This window comes from Pseudaminobacter soli (ex Li et al. 2025), from assembly GCF_003012705.1.
GTDB classification, from domain to species: Bacteria; Pseudomonadota; Alphaproteobacteria; order Rhizobiales; family Rhizobiaceae; genus Pseudaminobacter; species Pseudaminobacter soli.
Map to the genome: position 1 here is coordinate 307,054 of NZ_PXYL01000002.1, position 17,830 is coordinate 324,883.

Annotated in this window: 16 protein-coding genes; 6 read left to right on the forward strand and 10 right to left on the reverse strand. The window is 63.8% G+C overall.

Features of this window, described 5'->3' with window-relative positions; genetic code table 11:
- Position 1: 1 nt before the first annotated feature.
- Positions 2-439 carry an Lrp/AsnC family transcriptional regulator gene (locus C7I85_RS05040; protein ID WP_106722845.1) on the reverse strand — a complete coding sequence of 146 codons (438 nt, stop codon included), beginning with the start codon at positions 437-439 and terminating at the stop codon, positions 2-4.
- Between the two features lie 131 nt (positions 440-570).
- Between C7I85_RS05040 and C7I85_RS05045 the strand changes: the two genes are divergently transcribed.
- A complete protein-coding gene (locus C7I85_RS05045; RefSeq protein ID WP_106722846.1) occupies positions 571-3,615 on the forward strand; it encodes an aminotransferase class III-fold pyridoxal phosphate-dependent enzyme in 3,045 nt (1,014 codons plus the stop codon).
- A gap of 101 nt (positions 3,616-3,716) precedes the next feature.
- On the opposite strand, the gene C7I85_RS05050 is transcribed toward C7I85_RS05045, so the two are convergent.
- The 5 genes from C7I85_RS05050 to C7I85_RS05070 are packed head-to-tail and all read right to left on the reverse strand — an operon-like array spanning position 3,717 to position 8,963.
- The gene (locus C7I85_RS05050; RefSeq protein WP_106722847.1) at positions 3,717-4,604 is read right to left on the reverse strand and encodes a polysaccharide deacetylase family protein; all 888 of its coding nucleotides are present in this window, start codon (positions 4,602-4,604) and stop codon (positions 3,717-3,719) included.
- A 20-nt stretch (positions 4,605-4,624) separates the two neighbouring features.
- The gene (locus C7I85_RS05055) at positions 4,625-6,361 is read right to left on the reverse strand and encodes a dipeptide ABC transporter ATP-binding protein (protein ID WP_106722848.1); all 1,737 of its coding nucleotides are present in this window, start codon (positions 6,359-6,361) and stop codon (positions 4,625-4,627) included.
- Positions 6,358-7,239, reverse strand: a complete 882-nt coding sequence (locus C7I85_RS05060; RefSeq protein WP_106722849.1) for an ABC transporter permease — start codon at positions 7,237-7,239, stop codon at positions 6,358-6,360. Before C7I85_RS05060 ends, C7I85_RS05055 begins: the two co-directional genes overlap by 4 nt.
- On the reverse strand, positions 7,236-8,207 hold the full coding sequence (locus C7I85_RS05065) for an ABC transporter permease (RefSeq protein WP_106722850.1): 972 nt from the start codon (positions 8,205-8,207) through the stop codon (positions 7,236-7,238). The genes C7I85_RS05060 and C7I85_RS05065 overlap by 4 nt, the downstream gene beginning before the upstream one ends.
- A 54-nt stretch (positions 8,208-8,261) precedes the next feature.
- Complete coding sequence (locus C7I85_RS05070; protein WP_106722851.1) at positions 8,262-8,963, reverse strand: creatininase family protein; 702 nt, start codon at positions 8,961-8,963, stop codon at positions 8,262-8,264.
- A 188-nt stretch (positions 8,964-9,151) separates the two neighbouring features.
- Here C7I85_RS05070 and C7I85_RS05075 point away from each other — a divergent pair, with 188 nt between their 5' ends.
- From C7I85_RS05075 to C7I85_RS05085, 3 genes are all read left to right on the forward strand, one after another.
- On the forward strand, positions 9,152-9,757 hold the full coding sequence (locus C7I85_RS05075; RefSeq protein WP_106722852.1) for a MarR family winged helix-turn-helix transcriptional regulator: 606 nt from the start codon (positions 9,152-9,154) through the stop codon (positions 9,755-9,757).
- Positions 9,754-11,346, forward strand: coding sequence for an ABC transporter substrate-binding protein (locus C7I85_RS05080; RefSeq protein ID WP_106722853.1), 1,593 nt, complete (start codon positions 9,754-9,756; stop codon positions 11,344-11,346). The genes C7I85_RS05075 and C7I85_RS05080 overlap by 4 nt, the downstream gene beginning before the upstream one ends.
- Positions 11,347-11,411: 65 nt before the next feature.
- Positions 11,412-12,356 (forward strand): isoaspartyl peptidase/L-asparaginase family protein, encoded by a 945-nt coding sequence (locus tag C7I85_RS05085; RefSeq protein WP_106722854.1) that lies wholly within the window; start codon positions 11,412-11,414, stop codon positions 12,354-12,356.
- Between the two features lie 71 nt (positions 12,357-12,427).
- Here the strand turns inward: C7I85_RS05085 and C7I85_RS05090 are convergent, their stop codons facing one another.
- Both C7I85_RS05090 and rocF read right to left on the reverse strand, forming a co-directional pair.
- The gene (locus C7I85_RS05090; protein ID WP_106722855.1) at positions 12,428-13,489 is read right to left on the reverse strand and encodes an ornithine cyclodeaminase; all 1,062 of its coding nucleotides are present in this window, start codon (positions 13,487-13,489) and stop codon (positions 12,428-12,430) included.
- A 1-nt stretch (position 13,490) separates the two neighbouring features.
- On the reverse strand, positions 13,491-14,411 hold the full coding sequence (rocF, locus tag C7I85_RS05095; RefSeq protein ID WP_106722856.1) for an arginase: 921 nt from the start codon (positions 14,409-14,411) through the stop codon (positions 13,491-13,493).
- Between the two features lie 133 nt (positions 14,412-14,544).
- On the opposite strand from rocF, the gene C7I85_RS05100 reads away from it, so the two are divergent.
- Positions 14,545-14,982: an Lrp/AsnC family transcriptional regulator gene (locus tag C7I85_RS05100; RefSeq protein ID WP_106722857.1), complete on the forward strand. Its 438-nt coding sequence runs from the start codon at positions 14,545-14,547 to the stop codon at positions 14,980-14,982.
- A 254-nt stretch (positions 14,983-15,236) separates the two neighbouring features.
- Positions 15,237-16,082 carry a transporter substrate-binding domain-containing protein gene (locus C7I85_RS05105; RefSeq protein WP_181257089.1) on the forward strand — a complete coding sequence of 282 codons (846 nt, stop codon included), beginning with the start codon at positions 15,237-15,239 and terminating at the stop codon, positions 16,080-16,082.
- 78 nt (positions 16,083-16,160) lie between these two features.
- On the opposite strand, the gene C7I85_RS05110 is transcribed toward C7I85_RS05105, so the two are convergent.
- Entirely contained in the window at positions 16,161-17,054 is an 894-nt protein-coding gene (locus tag C7I85_RS05110) for a polysaccharide deacetylase family protein (protein ID WP_106722858.1), read from the reverse strand.
- A 10-nt stretch (positions 17,055-17,064) separates the two neighbouring features.
- Positions 17,065-17,829, reverse strand: a complete 765-nt coding sequence (locus tag C7I85_RS05115; RefSeq protein ID WP_106722859.1) for an SDR family NAD(P)-dependent oxidoreductase — start codon at positions 17,827-17,829, stop codon at positions 17,065-17,067.
- Between the last annotated feature and the right edge of the window lies 1 nt (position 17,830).

Consider the following 17,830-nt stretch of genomic DNA (forward strand, 5'->3'; position numbering starts at 1 on the left):
ATCACGCGGTCCTTTCGATGTCCCGGCGCAGAATGATCGCGGTGGTAAGGTCGTCGACGCCAGTGTGGCTCGCAATCAGGTCGCGCAGTGTATTGAGACGATCGATGGACGGCACCTCGACCTCCACGATGAGGTCCAGCTGGCCGCTGACCGACGAAACCCGCCGCACCTCCGGGTGGCGTGCAAGTTGGTCGAGAATGCCGAGCGAAGGCGTGCGCACCAGCGTGACCAGCAGGAAGGCGCAGACCAGGCCTTGTTCCATCTGCCCGACATCCGCGCGATAGCCGCGGATCACGCCCGACTTTTCGAGCTGCGCGACGCGCTCGCTTGTGGCGCTGCGCGACAGGCCGATGCGGCCCGCGAGCGTCTTCAGCGGGATACGCGCCTCCTTCGTCAGGATGCCGAGAATCTCCCTGTCCTTGGCGTCGAGTTCCTTCATGTGGCGGCTCCGCTGGCTTCCGTCAAAGTGTCGGTCAAAGCAGGCAAACTGCCGGTCCAACCGACGCTTTGCCGGATGCCTGATTTTTCGGCCCGTGCCAAGTTCCGCGCAAACGAAAAAACGGACCTGCCATGACCGACGTGACCCACCCCGCCCCCGATCTTTCCCTGGATGCCGCGACGGAACTGGCGCTGAGCCATTTTGGCGTGAGCGGCCAAGCAAGCCCGCTCGACAGCGAACGCGACCAGAATGTCAGGCTGACTTCCGGTCAGGGCACGTGGATCCTGAAGATCGTCAATGCCAGCGAGCCGCGCAGCGAAAGCGAGTTCCAGACGGCCCTGCTCGAGCATCTGGCGCATACGGCGCCCGATCTTGCCATTCCCCGGTTGAAGAAGGCCCACAATGGCGAAGCGCTCGCCTATGTGAACGGTGCCGAGAAGCACGCGTTGCGCATGGTTTCGTGGCTGCCGGGCAAGCCCTTTGCGCAAGCCGAGCGTTCGCTGGAGCTGCTCGAAAGCCTCGGCGCCACGCTCGGCCGACTGGACCGCGCGCTGCAGGGCTTTATTCATCCCGGCGCGCTGCGCAGTTTCGATTGGGACATCCGCCGCGTCGGCGACACACGCCAGCGCCTGCACCACATTGCAGACGCTGATGACCGGGCGCTGCTGGAGCGCCTCCTCGACCGCTTCGACGCGGAGGTCGCGCCGCGCCTGCCTTCGCTGCGCGCGCAGGTGATCCACAATGACGCCAATGACTGGAACGTGCTGGTGGACGAGGCCGGCGCGCCGCGCGTCGCCGGGCTGATCGATTTCGGCGATGCGCTGCATTCGGTGCTGATTGCCGAAGTGGCGGTGGCCTGCGCCTATTCGATCCTCGACACGGAAGACCCGATCGGCGCGGCAGCAAGGCTGGCGGCCGGCTTCCACCGCGAATATCCGCTACTTGAGGAGGAGTTGGACGTCCTGTTCGACCTCATCGCCATGCGGCTTGTCATCAGCGTCACGCTGTCGGCGGCGCGGCGCAAGCAGACCGAGGACAACCCCTATCTCGCGATCAGCGAGGCGCCCGCCTGGCGGCTGCTGCGCAAGCTGGGCGCGATGAACCGGCGTTTTGCCACCGCCATCCTGCGCCATGCCTGCGGCTTCGATGCCGCGCCGGGCGCGCGCGCCGTGACGAACTGGATCGAAGCACATCGCAAGGAGCTGGCGCCGGTCCTCGATCGCCACCCGGCGACGCTGGTCAAGGCGCTGGTGCCTTATGGCGACCCGCACCATCCGATGACGGTCGATTCCGCTGGCCAGCGGCCGCACGAAGCCACCGCCTGGTGGGACGACTATTGCGCCAAGCACGGCATCGAACTTGGGATGGGGCCGTGGGGCGAGGCGCGCACGGTCTATGCCGGCGAGATGTTCAAGTCGCGCTTCGTTGAGGGCGAGCGGCGCATCCACCATCTCGGCCTCGACCTGTTCATGCCGGCCGGCACGAAACTCTACACGCCGCTCGCGGCGACGGTGGTGAGCGTCGAGATCGAGGAAGATCCGCTCGGCTATGGCGGGCTGGTAGCGCTGGAGCATCGGCCCGAGGGCTGCCCGCCCTTCATCACGCTCTGGGGGCATCTGGCGCATGAAGTGACGACGCGGCTGAAACCCGGTGACAGGCTGGAGGCCGGCGATCTCGTTGCCATGATGGGCGCGCCGGAGCAGAACGGCGGCTGGGCGCCGCATCTGCACTTCCAGATTTCGACCGATCCGAGCCTTGCCGCGCGCGACATTCTCGGCGTCGGCGAGGCGCGCTATCTCGACGTCTGGGCCGAGCTGTTTCCGGATGCGTCGGTGCTCGCCGGTATTCCGGCCGAAACCTTCCACCAGAGCGGGCGCACGCGACCTGAGATCGTGGCGGCGCGCAAGGAAAAGCTTCTGCCCAATCTTTCGATTTCCTATTCGGAGCCGATAAAGTTCGTGCGCGGCGAGGGCGCGTGGCTGATCGACGATCGCGGCCGCGCCTATCTCGATTGCTTCAACAATGTCTGCCACCTCGGCCACGCTCACCCCGATGTGGTGGAGGCGATTTCGAAGCAGGCTGCGAAGCTCAACACCAACACGCGCTATCTTCACGACAACATCGTCACCTACGCCGAGAGGCTGACGGCGACGCTGCCCGATGGGTTGGCGGTGGCGTCCTTCGCTTGCTCGGGTAGCGAAGCAAACTCGCTCGCGCTGCGTATGGCGCGCGCTCATACCGGCCGCAGCGACGCCATCGTGCTCGACTGGGCCTATCATGGCACCACGCAGGAACTGATCGATCTCAGCCCCTACAAATACAAGCGCAAGGGCGGCAAGGGCCGGCCGGCTCATGTGTTCGAAGCGGTCATTCCCGACAGCTATCGTGGTCCGGCGGACTGGCCGGTGGAAGAACATGCGAAGCGTTTTGCGCAGAGCATCGCCGAGCAGATCGAGACGATGCAAAGCCAAGGCCGCGCACCAGCCTACTTCATCGCCGAATCCATCCCGAGCGTCGCGGGCCAGGTATTCTTGCCCGAGTGCTACCTGAAGGAAGTCTACGCCATGTTGCGCGCCGCCGGCGGCGTCTGCATTGCCGACGAGGTGCAGGTAGGCTTCGGCCGTGTCGGCAGTCACTGGTGGGCCTTCGAGATGCAGGGCGTGGTGCCCGACGTCGTCACCATGGGGAAGCCGATCGGCAACGGCCATCCGATGGCGGCGGTGGTGACGACGCACGAGGTCGCCGCGTCCTTCAACAACGGTATGGAGTACTTCAACACATTCGGCGGCAACCCGGTCTCCTGCGCGGCGGGACTGGCGGTGCTCGACGTGATCGAGCGCGACGGGCTCAAGCAGAACGCAGCCGAGATCGGCGCCTATCTGATGAAGCGCTTCCGCGAGTTGCAGGCGCGCTACGAGATCATCGGCGATGTGCGCGGGGCGGGCCTGTTCCTCGGCATCGAGCTGGTGACCGACCGCAAGACCAAGGAGCCGGCGACTGCGCTTGCTCGTCGCATCAACGACGGCGCGCGTAAGCGCGGCGTACTGATTGGCACGGAAGGCCCGCACGACAATGTGCTGAAGATGCGCCCGCCGATGATCTTCAGCCGCGCCAATGCCGACCATCTGGTCAGCGTTCTCGATGACAGCTTCAAGGCCGCCTTGGCGGAGGCTTAAAAGTGTAGCGCGAGCCGCGCCGGTCGGCGGGGCTCGCGCGTGATCGGAATTATCCAATGCACCGGGTCGGCGGTGCCGATCCGGTCTGGGCAAAGGCCGGATTAGGCCTTCAGGCCTTCCGCGGCATAGGCAGCGATGTCCGCATGCGTGGCGAACCAGACATCGTCACGGCCGCGGATGTGGCGGATCAGCTCTTCCAGGATGGTGATGCGCGAGCGGTAGCCGATGACATGCGGGTGCATGGTCAGGAGGAACAGGCCACCCTCCTCATAGGCGCGGTCGAACTCGCGGCGGAAGATGTCCAACACTGCCGTCGGCGGCGTGTAGGGCCGGTGGGCGGTGAAGCGGTTCATGTTGAAATAGACCGCGTCGTCGCGGATCCATTCCACCGGCAGCTCGACGATGCCGGTCGGCTCGCCGTCCTCGACGATCTCATAGGGGTCATCATCGGCCATCAGCGAGGAGTCGTAGAGCAGGCCAAGCTCGCGCTGGATCTTGAGCGTGACTTGCGAGAAATCCCAGGAGGGCGTGCGCATGCCGACAGGGCGAACGCCGGTGATCTTCTCCAGCGCGTCGGCGGCGCGGAAGTGCAGATCGCGCTCGTTTTCCGGCGGAACCTTGGTGTTCAGCTCGTGGATCCAGCCATGCAGGCCGATCTCGTGGCCTTCCGCGATTACCCGGCTCTGCTCGTCAGGATAGAGCAGGCCAACCACGGCCGGCACGAAAAAGGTCGCCTTGATGTCGTTGTCGCTGAGCGTCTTGAGGATGCGCGGAATGCCGACGCGGTTCCCGTACTGGCCCTGCGACATGCGGCCGATGGATTCGCCGCCGTCACGCAGTTCGTTGGTCTCATGGTCGCTGTCGAAGGAAAGCGCCACCGCGCAGCGCGCTCCGTTCTTCCAGCTCTTCGGCTTCAGCGAGCGGCCGGCGCGCACCTTGTTCACCTTGCCGCGCCAAACCGTCTCGTCCCACTGCCAGGGTTCCATCATTTACCTCGTATTTCGATGGTTCAAAGGACAGCCGCATCCGCTGGCATCGCCTGCGGCAGCACGGGTACCGCCGCGAGCAGCCGGCGGGTGTAGTCGTCCCGCGGGTTCTCGTAGATCTCGGCGGTCTGGCCAGCCTCAACGATGCGGCCGCGATACATGATCGCGACGCGGTCGCAAAGATGACGGACGACCGAGAGGTCGTGCGAGATGAAGATGAGCGTCAGCTCCAGTTCCTTGCGCAGGCGGATCAAGAGGTTGATGATCTGCGCCTGGATGGAAACGTCGAGCGAGGCCACCGGCTCGTCGCACACCACCACGTCGGGCTGCATGGCAAGCGCACGCGCAATCGCCACGCGCTGGCGCTGGCCACCCGAAAACTGGTGCGGATAGCGACCGGCGAATGCCGGGTCGAGACCCACCGCTGCGAGCCATTGGCGGACATATTCGCCCGCCTGCGCGCGGCCGACGAGGCCATGCGCCAAGGGGCCTTCGGAGATGCTGTCGCCGACGCGCATGCGCGGGTCGAGCGAGGCGAACGGGTCCTGGAAGATGGTCTGGATTCGCGTGGTGATCTTCTTCGGTGAACGGCCGCTGGAGATGACACGCTCGCCCTCCAGCCGGACGATGCCGGAGGTGGGTGGGTAAATGCCGGCCGCGATACGGCCGAGCGTCGACTTGCCGCTGCCGGATTCGCCGACGAGGCCCAGTGCGTCGCCGCGCGCCAGCGTCAGGCTGATATTGTCCACCGCCTGCACCACCGGAACGGGCGAGGTGAGGCCAGCCTTCTCGGCCAGGCCATGCAGCAGGCCGGTGCTTTTGCTGAAGTGCTTGCTGACCCCGTCGACGACGAAATAAGGCACGCCGTGCTTCGGCATCCGGTTCTGGTCGGCTCCTGCGCGGCGCGGCGGCGGCACAGGGTCGGCAGCACCATCGCTGCTGCCTCGGGCAAGCATCGTACCCGGCTCGGCGCGCGAGGGCAGCGAGTCGAGCAAAGCGCGCGTATAGGGGTGCTGGGGCTTGAGCAGCACGTCCAGGGTTTGGCCGGCCTCGACGATACGGCCGGTCTTCATCACCGCCACATGGTCGGCGATGGAGGCGACAGTTGCGAGGTCGTGACTGATCCAGATCAGCGCCGTGCCGGTCTCTGCCACCAACTCCTTCATCTCGGCCAGGATCTCGGCCTGGATCGAAACGTCGAGCGCGGTGGTCGGCTCATCGGCGATGATCAGCTTGGGCTTGTGCAGGAGCGCAATCGCGATCGCCACGCGCTGGCGCATGCCGCCGGAGAACTGGTGCGGATAGAAATCCACCTTGGTTTCGGCGTCCGGAATGCGCACCTGCTTGAGTGCCGCAATCGCCCGCTGCCGTGCCTCGGCGGACGAGACCTTGCCATGCGCTTCCAGCGCAAGCTTGATCTGCGTGAAGATGCTCAGCACCGGGTTCAGCGTCATCATCGGGTCCTGGAAGACCATGGAGATGGCCTTGCCACGGATGGCGCGCAGCTCGTTGGCGCGCAGGCCGACAAGTTCGCGACCCTCGAGCTTGATCGACGAGCCGCTTTCGATGCGGCCGGGGTGGTCGATCAGACCGATGATGGAGAAGCCGGTGATGCTCTTGCCAGAGCCGGACTCGCCGACAAGGCCCAGGACCTCGCCGGCGGCCAGCGAGAAGGACACGCCGTCCACCGCCTTCATCACGCCCCTGGCGGTGTGGAAGTGGGTCTTGAGGTCGGTAACCTGCAGAAGCGGAGCTGTCATTTCTGCAGCCTCGGATTGAGCTGATCGCGGATCTGGTCGCCGACCAGATTGAGCGACACGATGAAGAGAATGAGGGCGATGCCCGAATAGATCGAGATCCAGTAGCGGCCCGACAGCAGATACTGAAAGCCGTTGGCGATCAGCATGCCAAGCGACGGTTCCGTGGGCGGCAGGCCGACGCCTAGGAAGGAGAGCGTCGCTTCCAGCGAGATAGCGCTTGCCACCTGCACCGTTGCAACCACGATCAGCGGCGGTAGCGAGTTGGGCAGGATGTGACGCAGTACCACCCGACGCGCCTTCAGCGGCACCGAAAGAGCTGCCTCGACATAGTCCTTCTGTCGTTCAGCGGAAGCTGCGCCATGAGCGGTGCGGGCGAAGTAGGCGTATTGGGCGAAGATGAGCGCAAGGATCAGCTGGTAACGGCCCTGGCCGAGGATCGCGGCAATCACGAAGGCCAGCAGGATTGCCGGAAACGACAGCTGCAGGTCGATGATGCGCATCAAGAGGCTTTCGACGCGCCCGCCGATATAGGCGGCGCTGGTGCCGACCAGCGCGCCAACGGTGAAGGCGACAGCGCCGGAGATCACGCCGACCTCAAGCGAGATACGCAGGCCGTAGAGGATCGCCGAGAGCAGGTCGCGCCCCTGCGCATCGGTGCCGAGCAGGTGGACATAGCCGCCCGTGCCGAGATAGCCCGGAGCGCGCCGCGCATCGCGCAGCGCCAGATGGGCGAGGTCATACGGGTCCTGCGGCGCGAAGAGTGGGGCTGCAATCGCCAGGATGACGATCAGCAGCGTCACGACGCCGGCGGCAAGCGCGACGCGGTTGCGCGAGAAATCCCTGAAGAAGTCGCGCATTGGGGTGGAGGCGTTCGTCATGCCCGTCCCTTTCTCAAACGCGGATCGAGCAGCACATAGACGAGGTCCACGACCAGGTTGATGACGATGAACAGCAGTGCGACCAGCATAAGGTAAGCGACCATTACGGGGCGGTCGAGCGAGGTGATGCTGTCGATGATCAGCTTGCCGAGGCCCGGCCAGGAGAAGATCGTTTCCGTCACCACGGCAAAGGCCAGCGTCGAGCCGAACTCGAGGCCGAAGACGGTGACCAGCGGAATCGAAATCAGCTTCAGCACGTGGCGGCGCAGGATGGTGCCTTCGCTGATGCCGGCGGCGCGGGCGAACTTGACCGTGTCGCTCACCATAACTTCGCGAGTTCCGGCTCGTGCCAGGCGGATCATCATCGACAGCTTGAACAGCGCCAGGTTGATGCCCGGCAGCAGAAGATGCTTCAAGCCGTCGCCGGTCAGGAAGCTCCATTCGATGCCGAAGAGCGTGGCGGTGTGGCCGCGCCCGCCGGCCGGCATGCAGCCGCACTGCACGGCAAAAAGCATGATGAGCATCAGGCCGAACCAGAAGGTCGGCACGGAAAAGCCAAGGATCGATGCAGTCATGATGACACGCGAGGCAAGGCTCTGCGGCCGGTAGCCGGCATAGACGCCGAGCGGAATGCCGACGGCCGAGGCCAGAATGACGGCGAACAGCGTCAGCTCCAGCGTGGCCGGGAGGCGCGACAGGATCAACGTGCCGACCGGCATGCCATAGACGAAGGACATGCCGAAATCGCCGTGAATGAGACGGTTGGCGAACTGGAGATATTGCTCCCACAGCGGCAGGTCGAGCCCGTAGCGGGCGATCACCTGCGCGCGGATCTCCTGCGTCGCGTCAGGCGATATCATAACGTCGATAGGGTTGCCGACGGCATAGACCCCGCAGAAAACCAAGGCGGACATGGCGATGACCACCAGCCCGGCCTGGAAGAAGCGTTGAAAGATGAAAGAAACCATCGCTCCCCTGTCGCGTCCGTTTTGGACGTCTTCTTGCCCTAGGTTGTTACCGGGTCAGTCCCAATCGGCTTCCAGAAGCGCGCGGGTTTCCGCGACCGCCACGTCCCAGATGGCCTGCATGTCTGCGTCGGGGCGCTGGAAAAGGCCGTGATAATTGCCTTCGCCCAGCATCTCACGCTTAGTGGCGGCGTCGACGCGCGCCAGCCGGGCAAAGTCGATGCGCGGCTTGCTTTCGGCCGGCTGTGCAACGTCGGCGAGACGCGTCCACGGGAAATTCTCCATCCATGACGCGTGCGAGGCGGCCGGGTCGGTGTCCATCACCTTCTTCCAGGTCAGGGGCGCGCGCCACCAGTCGTGCATCTTCACCCGGGCGTCGGGATGCTCGTTCAGCCATTCCGAGATGACCGCCGTCGCCGGCGTGTTGCCGCCATGTCCGTTGACCACGAGAATGCGGCGGAAGCCCGACCTGTACATGCTGTCCAGAAGGTCGCCGATCACGCCGATATAAGTCGAGAGCTTTAGCGTCATCGTTCCCGGATAGGCGGCGAAAGACGAAGCCAATCCGTAGGGCATGACCGGGAACACCGGAATGCCGAGAGGCGCTGCCGCATCGATGGAGATCTTCTGAGCCAGGATCATGTCGGTGCAGAGGCTGAGATAGGCGTGCTGCTCGACGCTGCCGATCGGCAGGATGCAGCGGTCGTCCTTAGCGGCGCGCTCTTCCACCTGAATCCAGTTCATCTCAGCTATGTCCATTGGGCTCTCACTTCCAGGCTATGCGAAATCAGTTTCGCGCGGGCGCTTACGCTGGGGCAGAAGCGCGATCGGCACCACGTCGAAATAGTCCAATATTGTTCTATTAGGAACAAAAAAAAGAAATTGACAGCGGTTTTGCGCTAAGTCAAGTTCCATCCGGAACAAACAACGGGTGGGGAGAAGTGACCATGGCGTCGCAGGACACCGGGTTGACGACTCTTGATGATCTGCTGATGGAAGCAGGACGACGAGACGTGCCCGAAGGGGCCGTGGACGAACTCGTCGCAGTCAAGCTCTGGCAGAATCCGTGCTGGTTTTCGTTCCGGATCAATTTCCTGGCGCTGCAGTTCAATGTGCCGATCTACCGCTGGATCGAAGTGGAATTCGGCCTGCAACGCGTCGAGTTCGTGGTGCTTTACTCGCTAAGTCTCAAGAACGGCGTCACCGCGAGCGCCATCTGCAATTCGTCCGGCTTCCCGCGAAACACGATCAGCCGCGCCATTCAGAAGCTGATCGACAAGAACATCATCCGTCGCGAGGTTGATCCCGGCGATCTCAGGAGCTTTGTCCTCTACCTGACGGATGAAGGAAGACGGATCGTCGACGAGGCCATGCAGCCCATGCGCGAGCGCGAGCAGCTGATGCTGTCCTCGCTCAGCCCGGCCGAGCAGCTGATGCTCTCCGAGCTGCTGGCAAAGGTCGTCGCCGATTCGAGCAAGTGGCCAGAGACCTGGCCGTCAAACAAAAAGTCCAGCCAACAAACAGACACTCCAGAGGAGATGGAAGAAGTATGAATCTGTTGCGCGCAACCACCGGGCTCGCGCTTGCCCTGAGCCTTTATGCCGGCGTTTCCAGCGTCGCGCTTGCTGCCGACCTGACCATCGGCGTGCGCTCGGGACCGGCCTCGATCGATCCGGATTTCACGGCCACCGGCACCCATGCCGAAGCGATGAAGCACATCTTCGACACGCTCATCAAATCCGGCAACGATCTGCAGCTGGAGCCGGGCCTGGCTGAAAGCTGGCAGGCACTGGACGACACGACCTGGGAGTTCAAGCTGCGCAAGGGCGTGAAGTTCCACGACGGCTCGGACTTCACCGCCGAGGACGTCAAGTTCTCCATCGAGCGCATCCCGCACGTCACGGGCGCCAACCCGACCACCGTCTACGTCCGCCGCGTCAAGGATATCGAGATCGTCGATCCCTACACCGTTCGCGTCAAGACGGACGGCCCGGCGCCGACGCTGCCCAACGACTTCATCCGTCTCTTCATCGTCTCGCATGTCGCGGCCAAGGACTTCTCCGACACGCCCGAACACGCGACCGAAGGCTTCAACTCGGGCAAGGCCGCGATCGGCACCGGCCCCTACAAGTTCGTTTCCTGGACGCCGAAGGAAGAGCTGGTTCTCGAGCGCTTCGACGACTACTGGGGCGGCAAGGAGCCGTGGGACAAGGTGATCCGCAAGGAACTGCCGAACGATGCTGCTCGCGTTGCGCAGCTCAAGGCCGGCCAGGTGGACATCGTCGCCCGCATCCCCGCGTCCGACATCGCGACCCTGGAGAACGATTCCTCGCTGAGGATCATCAAGACCGACAGCGTCTACGAATTCCTGGTCTATTTCGACTTCCGCGAACAGGCCCCGCAGATCACGGCCAATGACGGCTCGCCGCTGGCGAAGAACCCGTTCCTCGACCCGCGCGTGCGTGAGGCCTTCGATCTCGCCATCGATCGCGATACGATCACCGAAGTGGCGATGGAAGGCATGGGCAAGGCCCAGTCGCAGATCATCACGCCGAACATTTTCGGCTACAATCCGGCGATCCAGCTCGCCCAGCCCGACGTCGAGAAGGCCAAGCAGTTGCTGGCCGACGCCGGCTACCCGGACGGCTTCAAGGTGGTGTTCAACTTCACCAACGATCGTCTGCCGAGCGACAAGGAAGTCGGCACCACGATCGCGCAGATGCTGGCTGCGATCAATGTGACCGTCGAAGCCAACGCCCAGCCGGGCGCGGTCTACTTCCCGGCCAACACGCGCGGCGACTACAGCTTCGGCATGTCCGGCTGGGGCACGCTGACGGGCGAGGCGAACTATGCCTTGGCTGCACTGCTGCACACCAACGACCCCGAGACCAAGCTCGGCGGCTTCAACGTCCATCACTATTCCAACCCGGAGATGGACAAGCTGATCGAAGGCGCGGCCGCAGAGATGGACACGCCGAAGCGCGAGATGCTGCTGCAGGATGCCAACGCCCTTGTCGCCAAGGAGCGTCCGATCCTGCCGATCGCGTCCACGGTTTCGGCCTGGGGCATGAAGAAGGAACTGACCATCACGCCGCGTTCCGACGAGGACACGCTGGCGATGAACATCCGCCCGGCGAACTAACCCGGCGAAATGAGACCTTGCGGCCGCCTTCCGGGGCGGCCGCTCCACTTTTGAGGAATATCCAAATGGGACCTGTTGCACTGGCGATTCATGGCGGCTGCGGCGTCATGGCCAAGCTCGATCTGAGCGAAGAAGAGTGGGCCGCCGCGCGCGTCGATCTGCGCCGCTCGCTTGAGGCCGGCTGGGCGATCCTTTCCGCAGGCGGCAGCGCGCTCGATGCCGTCCAGGTGGCGGTGATCGTCATGGAGGATTCGCCGCACTTCAACGCCGGCTATGGCGCAGCCCTCAACGCGGCCGGCTATCATGAGCTCGATGCCTCGATCATGGACGGTCAAACGCAGACCGGCGGTGCGGTTGCCGGGTCCAGGCATATCCGCAACCCGATCCGTGCGGCGCGTCTGGTCATGGAGCGCGGCGAGGCGGTGCTTCTGGCAGGCCATGCCGCGGACGACTATGCGAAGGCAGGCGGCCTCGAGGTCGTGCCGAACAGCCATTTCACCACCGAGCGCCGGGTGAAGGCGCTAGCCGCGATGAAGGAACACGAAAAGCAGGGCACGGCGGCTAAGGCCAGCGAGTCCGAAAAGCACGGCACGGTGGGCGCAGTCGCGCTCGATGCAGCCGGGCACCTTGCGGCCGCTACCTCGACGGGCGGCTACAACAACAAGCCCGAAGGTCGCGTCGGCGATTCACCGATCATCGGCGCCGGCACCTATGCACGCGACGGTGTTTGCGCCGTCTCGGGCACCGGCAAGGGCGAGTTCTTCATCCTGCACGCGGTGGGCCATGAAGTGGCTTCGCGCGTTGCCTATCTCGGCGAGAGCCTTGAGCAGGCGTCGTCGAAGATCATCATCGATGAGTTCCAGCCGCGCAGCATCGGCGCCGGGTTGGTGGCCGTCGACGCCAAGGGCAACATCGCGGCGCCCTACAACACCGATGGAATGTTCCGCGGCTGGGTGACGCCCGAAGGCAAGTTCTTCGTGGGAACCCACGACCAGGTTTTTGCCCTGTAACTGGGCCTTCACTGCGGTAAAGCTAGGGCCCCGCGACGGCGCATCTGGCGATGCGCCGTCGCCTTTTATTATCAGGCGACCTCGGCCTGCTTGGCGGCGTGCCGCAGCAACATACCGAACAGATCGCGCGGCTCGTCGGGATCGGCCAGCAGGTCGAGCTTCTCGTAAAGGCCGGTCGACTGCAGTCGATCGCGCACATAGCGCAGCGCCGAAAAGTCCTCGATGGCAAAGCCGACCGAGTCGAACAGCGTGATCTGGCGAGGATCGCGCCGACCCTGCGTTTCTCCGGTCATCACCTGCCAAAGCTCGATCACCGGATGGTCTGGGTCGAGTTGCTGGATCTCGCCCTCGATGCGGGTCTGCGGCGGATACTCCACGAAAATGTCGGAGCGCAACAGGATGTCGCGGTGCAACTCTGTCTTGCCCGGGCAGTCGCCGCCCACGGCATTGATGTGCACGCCGTTGCCGACCATGTTGTCGGTGAGGATCGTGGCATACTGCTTATCGGCGGTGACGGTGGTGATGATCTGCGCACCCTCGACCGCCTCCTGGGCCGAATGGCAGATGGTGATATCAAAACCCTTGCCGGCGAGGTTGCTGGCGGCTTTGCGGCTCGCCGAGGCATCGATGTCGAACAGGCGTAGCTTGTCGACGCCGAGCACGGCCTTGAAGGCCAACGCCTGGAACTCGGACTGCGCACCATTGCCAATGATGGCCATCGTGTCGGCGTTCTTGGGTGCGAGGTATTTGGCCGCGACGGCAGAGGTTGCCGCCGTGCGCAGCGCCGTCAGAATGGTCATCTCCGTCAGCAGCATCGGATAGCCGTTGCCGACGTCTGCGAGCACGCCGAAGGCGGTGACGGTCTGGCGGCCGTCGCGCGTGTTGCTCGGGTGACCGTTGACATATTTGAAGCCGTAGAGCTGGCCGTCGCTGGTCGGCATCAGTTCGATGACGCCTTCCCTCGAGTGCGAGGCGACGCGCGGCGTCTTGTCGAAGACCGGCCACCGCTTGAAGTCCTCCTCGATATAGCCGGCAAGCTCGACGAGGAAGCGTTCGACGCCAACACGCAGCACCAGCGTCATCATGTTGTCGACGCTGACGAATGGAACGATGTTGAGGGCGGGATTGGTCATGTCAGTAGCTCCGTGTGGGGCGGTCCATGATGCGGCGCCCCATCAGGCTTGCCGTCAGATCGACCATGAGAGTTGCCGTGCGTCCGCGTTCGTCGAGGAAGGGGTTCAGCTCGACCAGGTCGAGGCTGGTCACCAGCCCGCTGTCGTGTAGCATCTCCATCACCAGATGCGCCTCGCGGAAGGTGGCTCCGCCAGGCACAGTGGTGCCGACCGCGGGTGCGATTGCAGGGTCGAGGAAATCGACGTCGAGGCTGACATGCAGCATGCCGTTCTCTGCGATGACGCGCGCAAGGAAATCGCGCAACAGGGGCGCGATGCCATGCTCGTCGATCGCGCGCATATCATACATCAGCACGCCTGCTTCCTTCAGCGCAATTCGCTCGGCGGGATCGACGCTGCGGATACCCAGCGTGCAGATGCGCTTGGGATCGACCGCCGAGGTCACCGCCGGAAAATAGCCGTCGAAGCCCGGGAGTCCGGCAACATAGGCGAGCGGAACGCCGTGCAGGTTTCCGCTGGTCGTGGTGTCGAGCGTGTGGAAGTCCGTGTGCGCATCAAGCCACAGAACGAAGAGCGGCCGGCCGATCTCGGCCGCACGGCGGGCGACACCCGAAACGGTGCCGGCCGAAATGCTGTGGTCGCCGCCAAGGAAGATCGGCATGGCGTCGGAGCTGGCCTGGTAGGCCGCATCGGCGAGAGCTGCCGTCCAGGCCGCGATCTCGGGCAATGCCTTCAGCACGGAGTTGCGATGGGACACCGGCAGAGGCGACTCGGGCGTCACCGCGCCGAGATCCTCGACCGTGTTGCCGAGCTCGGTGAGAGCTTCGACGAGGCCCGCCACGCGCAGCGCGCTCGGCCCCATTTCACAACCTTTGCGCCCGGTTCCGTCCTGGACCGGCGCGCCCAAAATCCTGCAATGCATATTGGTCCGCCTGTGGGTGAATTTCGTCTACATTTAAGCCGATTGCGGTGGCGGAATGAACAGATTGAATTGGCAATCCTATCGATCTGGATTATCAGATTGGTATATTAGACTTGCCAATATGAGAACCGGAATGGACGAGCTGGACGAAAGGCTGATCAAGCTGCTGCGTCACGACGGGCGCCGGAGCATTTCCGATCTGGCTTCGGATCTTGGCGTCTCGCGCGCCACCGCGCGGGCTCGTCTCGAAAAGCTGGAGCGTTCCGGCGACATACTCGGCTATACGGTGATCCTGCGCGCCGACGCGGTCGACCAGCCTGTCCGCGGCATCATGATGATCGAGATCGAGGGCCATGTGACCGACCGCGTGGTGCAGGCCCTGGGAGGCTATTCGGAAATCTCGGCCATCCACACCACCAACGGCCGTTGGGACCTCATCGTCGAATTTGGCACCACGACCCTGACCGATCTCGACGCGGTGCTGCGCCGTATCCGCCTCATTCCCGGCGTCACCAACAGCGAAACCAGTCTGCTCTTGGCAACGCCGCGCAGCACCAAGGCCAAGCTTTAGCATCAGCATTTCACGCCGAAGGTTCTGTTGTTGCCCTTCGAGGGAAGGCCCTTGAAGGGCGCGCGCTTGCGTCTGCAAGCAGGGTGCAAAAGCCGTTAGCCGTCCATGGGTGAATGTTCATGGACATGAACGACATTCTCCTGAAAGAACAAGAAAAGAGTCGTAACCTGCGAAACAGGCGGGTTCTCGGCGCTGTCTTGTCTCGCCATTGTGTCAATCAATCGGGCCTCGTGAAGGCATTTGGAGGAAATGTAATGATCAGCAGACGTTCGCTCATGGCGCTTGTGTCTGTGTTGGCCTTGGGCGTGCCGGCAGCCGGGATCGCCCATGCCAAGGAATGGAAGACCGTGACCGTCGGTGTCGAAGGCGCTTTCCCGCCCTTCAATGCGACCACGCCGAGCGGCGAGCTGGAAGGCTTCGACCTGGATGTTGCCAAGGAAGTCTGCGTGCGCGCCAAGCTCGACTGCAAGATCGTGGCGCAGGACTGGGACAGCCAGATCCCCTCGCTCGTCGCCGGCAAGTTCGATGTCGTGCTGACCATGGGCCCGAACCCCAAGCGCCGCGAAGTGATCGACTTCACCGATCCCTATGCGATCACCCCGAACACCTTCCTGATGAGCGCCGATGGCCCGCTGGCAGAGCTGCCGCACACCGGCGAGCATCTGTCGATCGACACCGAGGAGGGCAAGCAGGCCCTCAAGGATCTCAAGGATGTGCTGAAGGGCTCGACCCTGGGCGCTTCGCTGTCCACCAGCCAGCTTCAGTTCGTCGAAGAGAACTTCAAGGACGTAGCCACTGTGCGTAGCTACAAGGGCTCCGAGCAGAGCCAACTCGACCTCAAGGGCGGACGCCTCGATGGCCAGTTCGACAATGTCGTCTTCGTCGTCGATCGCGCCAAGAAGAGCGGCGGCGCGCTGAAGGTCAGCGGCCCGCTCCTCACCGGCGGCATCATGGCCACCAATGTGTGCATGGGCATCCGCAAGAACGAGCCGGAGCTGCAGGCCATCCTGAACAAGGCGATCGACTCGATGCGCGACGACGGCACGCTGAAGCAGATGTCCGAAAAGTGGTTCGGCGCCGACGTCAGCCCGCGCACCTGATTACCAGCGTAGCGTGAAACAGAAAACGGCCGCCAATCCGGCGGCCGTTTTCATTTGCGGTCAGTGCTTGGGAGGATGCTAGACCGCGTGTTGCTTGGCGTGTCTTACCACGTCGGCATGGGTGGCGAACCACACGCCGGGATGACTGCGGATGTGGCGGATGAGTTCTTCCAGCAGCCAGATGCGCGAGCGGTGCCCGATGATGTCGGGATGCATGGTGAGCTGGAAGATGCCGCCCTCGACATAGGCCGCGTCGAACTCGCGCATGAAGATGCCGAGGATGTCGGCCGGCGCGATCTGCGGGCGCAGGCCGCCCCAGCGATCCATGATCAGATAGGCCGCGTCATCGCGGATCCATTCCACCGGCAATTCGACCACGCCGGTCGGCTCGCCGTCCATCAGAAGCTCATAGCAGTCGACATCGGCCATCAGCGAGGAGTCGTAAAGCAGCCCCATCTCCCTGGTGATCTGCAGCGTGTGAGCGCTGAAATCCCAGGAGGGAGTGCGGATGCCAACAGGCCGAACGCCGACAATCTCCTCGAGCTTGTCGGCGGCGCGCAGTTGCAGCTCGCGTTCGGTTGCGCCGTCGAGCAGCGTGTTGCGTTCGTGGATCCAGCCATGCAGCGCGATCTCATTGCCAGCTTCTGCCAGCCCGCGCTGCTCGTCGGGATAGAGCATCGCCGAGACGGCCGGCACGAAGAAGCTCGCCTTGATATCGTAGCGTTCGAGAAGGGCGCGGATGCGGGGGATGCCCTGGCGCGGGCCGAACTGGCCCTGCGAAAGCGCGCTGACCGACTTGCCGCCGTCGCGCAGCTCGAAGGATTCGTGGTCGCTGTCGAAAGACAGCGCCACCGCACAGCGTGCGCCGTCTGCCCAGGAGGCGGGCTTCAGGCTGCGGCCGGCGCGCACATGGTTGAGCACACTGCGCCAGCGTTCCTCTGGCCAATTCCAGGTGTCGAGCACTTTATCCATTGCAGTTCTCTCAGGAGGTTGGGCCGCCATTGACCGAAAGGGTCTGCCCCGTGATCCAGCTGGCATAGGGCGAGGTGAGGAAGAGCACGGCATTGGCGATGTCTTCCGGTTCGCCGATCCGGCGCAGCGGGATCTCATCGATCATCGCTTGCTGGCCCGCTTCGCCGTAGGAGGCCCACTGCCGTTCATAGTCGGGGCTGGTGCGCAGGAAGCCGGGGGCGACCGCATTCACATTGATGCCAAAGGGCCCGAGCTCATGCGCGAGCTGGCGCGTCAGGCCGATCTGCGCGGCCTTGGCGCTGGCATAAGCCTGGATGCCGGTCAGGCTGACGCCGAGGCCAGCGCCGCTGGAAATCATGACGATCTTGCCCTGCTTGCGCTGCTTCATCGACGGCGCCAGTGCGCGCGCCACCAGGAAGGCGCCCTTGGTGTTCACGTCATAGATGCGGTCCCACTCGGCGCTGGTTACCTCTTCCAACGGCTTGCGCTTCTGGCCTAGCACGCCGCCGGCGACGTGGACGTAGACGTCGAAATGGCGGCCCTTTTGGGCCCGCGCTTCCACGCAGCGGCGGATGTCGTTCTCGTCGGTGACATCGAGGCGATCTGTCTCGATCCGGTCGCCGCTTTGCGTTCGCAGCCCATGCAGTTCCGTCTCGAGGACATCGGTTGCCAGCACGCTCGCGCCAGCATCCGCAAAGGCGATGGCGATGGCACTGCCGATGCCGCGTGCGGCGCCGGTGACGAGCACATTCTTACCGTTGAATTGAATTTCCATG

What these genes read in the sequence shown, in the direction of transcription:
- C7I85_RS05040 (WP_106722845.1), bottom strand. Translation starts at nt 439, where the DNA reads ATGAAGGAACTCGACGCCAAGGACAGGGAGATTCTCGGCATCCTGACG.
- C7I85_RS05045 (WP_106722846.1), top strand. Translation starts at nt 571, where the DNA reads ATGACCGACGTGACCCACCCCGCCCCCGATCTTTCCCTGGATGCCGCG.
- C7I85_RS05055 (WP_106722848.1), bottom strand. Translation starts at nt 6,361, where the DNA reads ATGACAGCTCCGCTTCTGCAGGTTACCGACCTCAAGACCCACTTCCAC.
- C7I85_RS05065 (WP_106722850.1), bottom strand. Translation starts at nt 8,207, where the DNA reads ATGGTTTCTTTCATCTTTCAACGCTTCTTCCAGGCCGGGCTGGTGGTC.
- C7I85_RS05110 (WP_106722858.1), bottom strand. Translation starts at nt 17,054, where the DNA reads ATGGATAAAGTGCTCGACACCTGGAATTGGCCAGAGGAACGCTGGCGC.
- C7I85_RS05100 (WP_106722857.1), top strand. Translation starts at nt 14,545, where the DNA reads ATGGACGAGCTGGACGAAAGGCTGATCAAGCTGCTGCGTCACGACGGG.
- C7I85_RS05080 (WP_106722853.1), top strand. Translation starts at nt 9,754, where the DNA reads ATGAATCTGTTGCGCGCAACCACCGGGCTCGCGCTTGCCCTGAGCCTT.
- C7I85_RS05105 (WP_181257089.1), top strand. Translation starts at nt 15,237, where the DNA reads ATGATCAGCAGACGTTCGCTCATGGCGCTTGTGTCTGTGTTGGCCTTG.
- C7I85_RS05090 (WP_106722855.1), bottom strand. Translation starts at nt 13,489, where the DNA reads ATGACCAATCCCGCCCTCAACATCGTTCCATTCGTCAGCGTCGACAAC.
- C7I85_RS05085 (WP_106722854.1), top strand. Translation starts at nt 11,412, where the DNA reads ATGGGACCTGTTGCACTGGCGATTCATGGCGGCTGCGGCGTCATGGCC.
- C7I85_RS05070 (WP_106722851.1), bottom strand. Translation starts at nt 8,963, where the DNA reads ATGGACATAGCTGAGATGAACTGGATTCAGGTGGAAGAGCGCGCCGCT.
- rocF (WP_106722856.1), bottom strand. Translation starts at nt 14,411, where the DNA reads ATGCATTGCAGGATTTTGGGCGCGCCGGTCCAGGACGGAACCGGGCGC.
- C7I85_RS05115 (WP_106722859.1), bottom strand. Translation starts at nt 17,829, where the DNA reads ATGGAAATTCAATTCAACGGTAAGAATGTGCTCGTCACCGGCGCCGCA.
- C7I85_RS05060 (WP_106722849.1), bottom strand. Translation starts at nt 7,239, where the DNA reads ATGACGAACGCCTCCACCCCAATGCGCGACTTCTTCAGGGATTTCTCG.
- C7I85_RS05050 (WP_106722847.1), bottom strand. Translation starts at nt 4,604, where the DNA reads ATGATGGAACCCTGGCAGTGGGACGAGACGGTTTGGCGCGGCAAGGTG.
- C7I85_RS05075 (WP_106722852.1), top strand. Translation starts at nt 9,152, where the DNA reads ATGGCGTCGCAGGACACCGGGTTGACGACTCTTGATGATCTGCTGATG.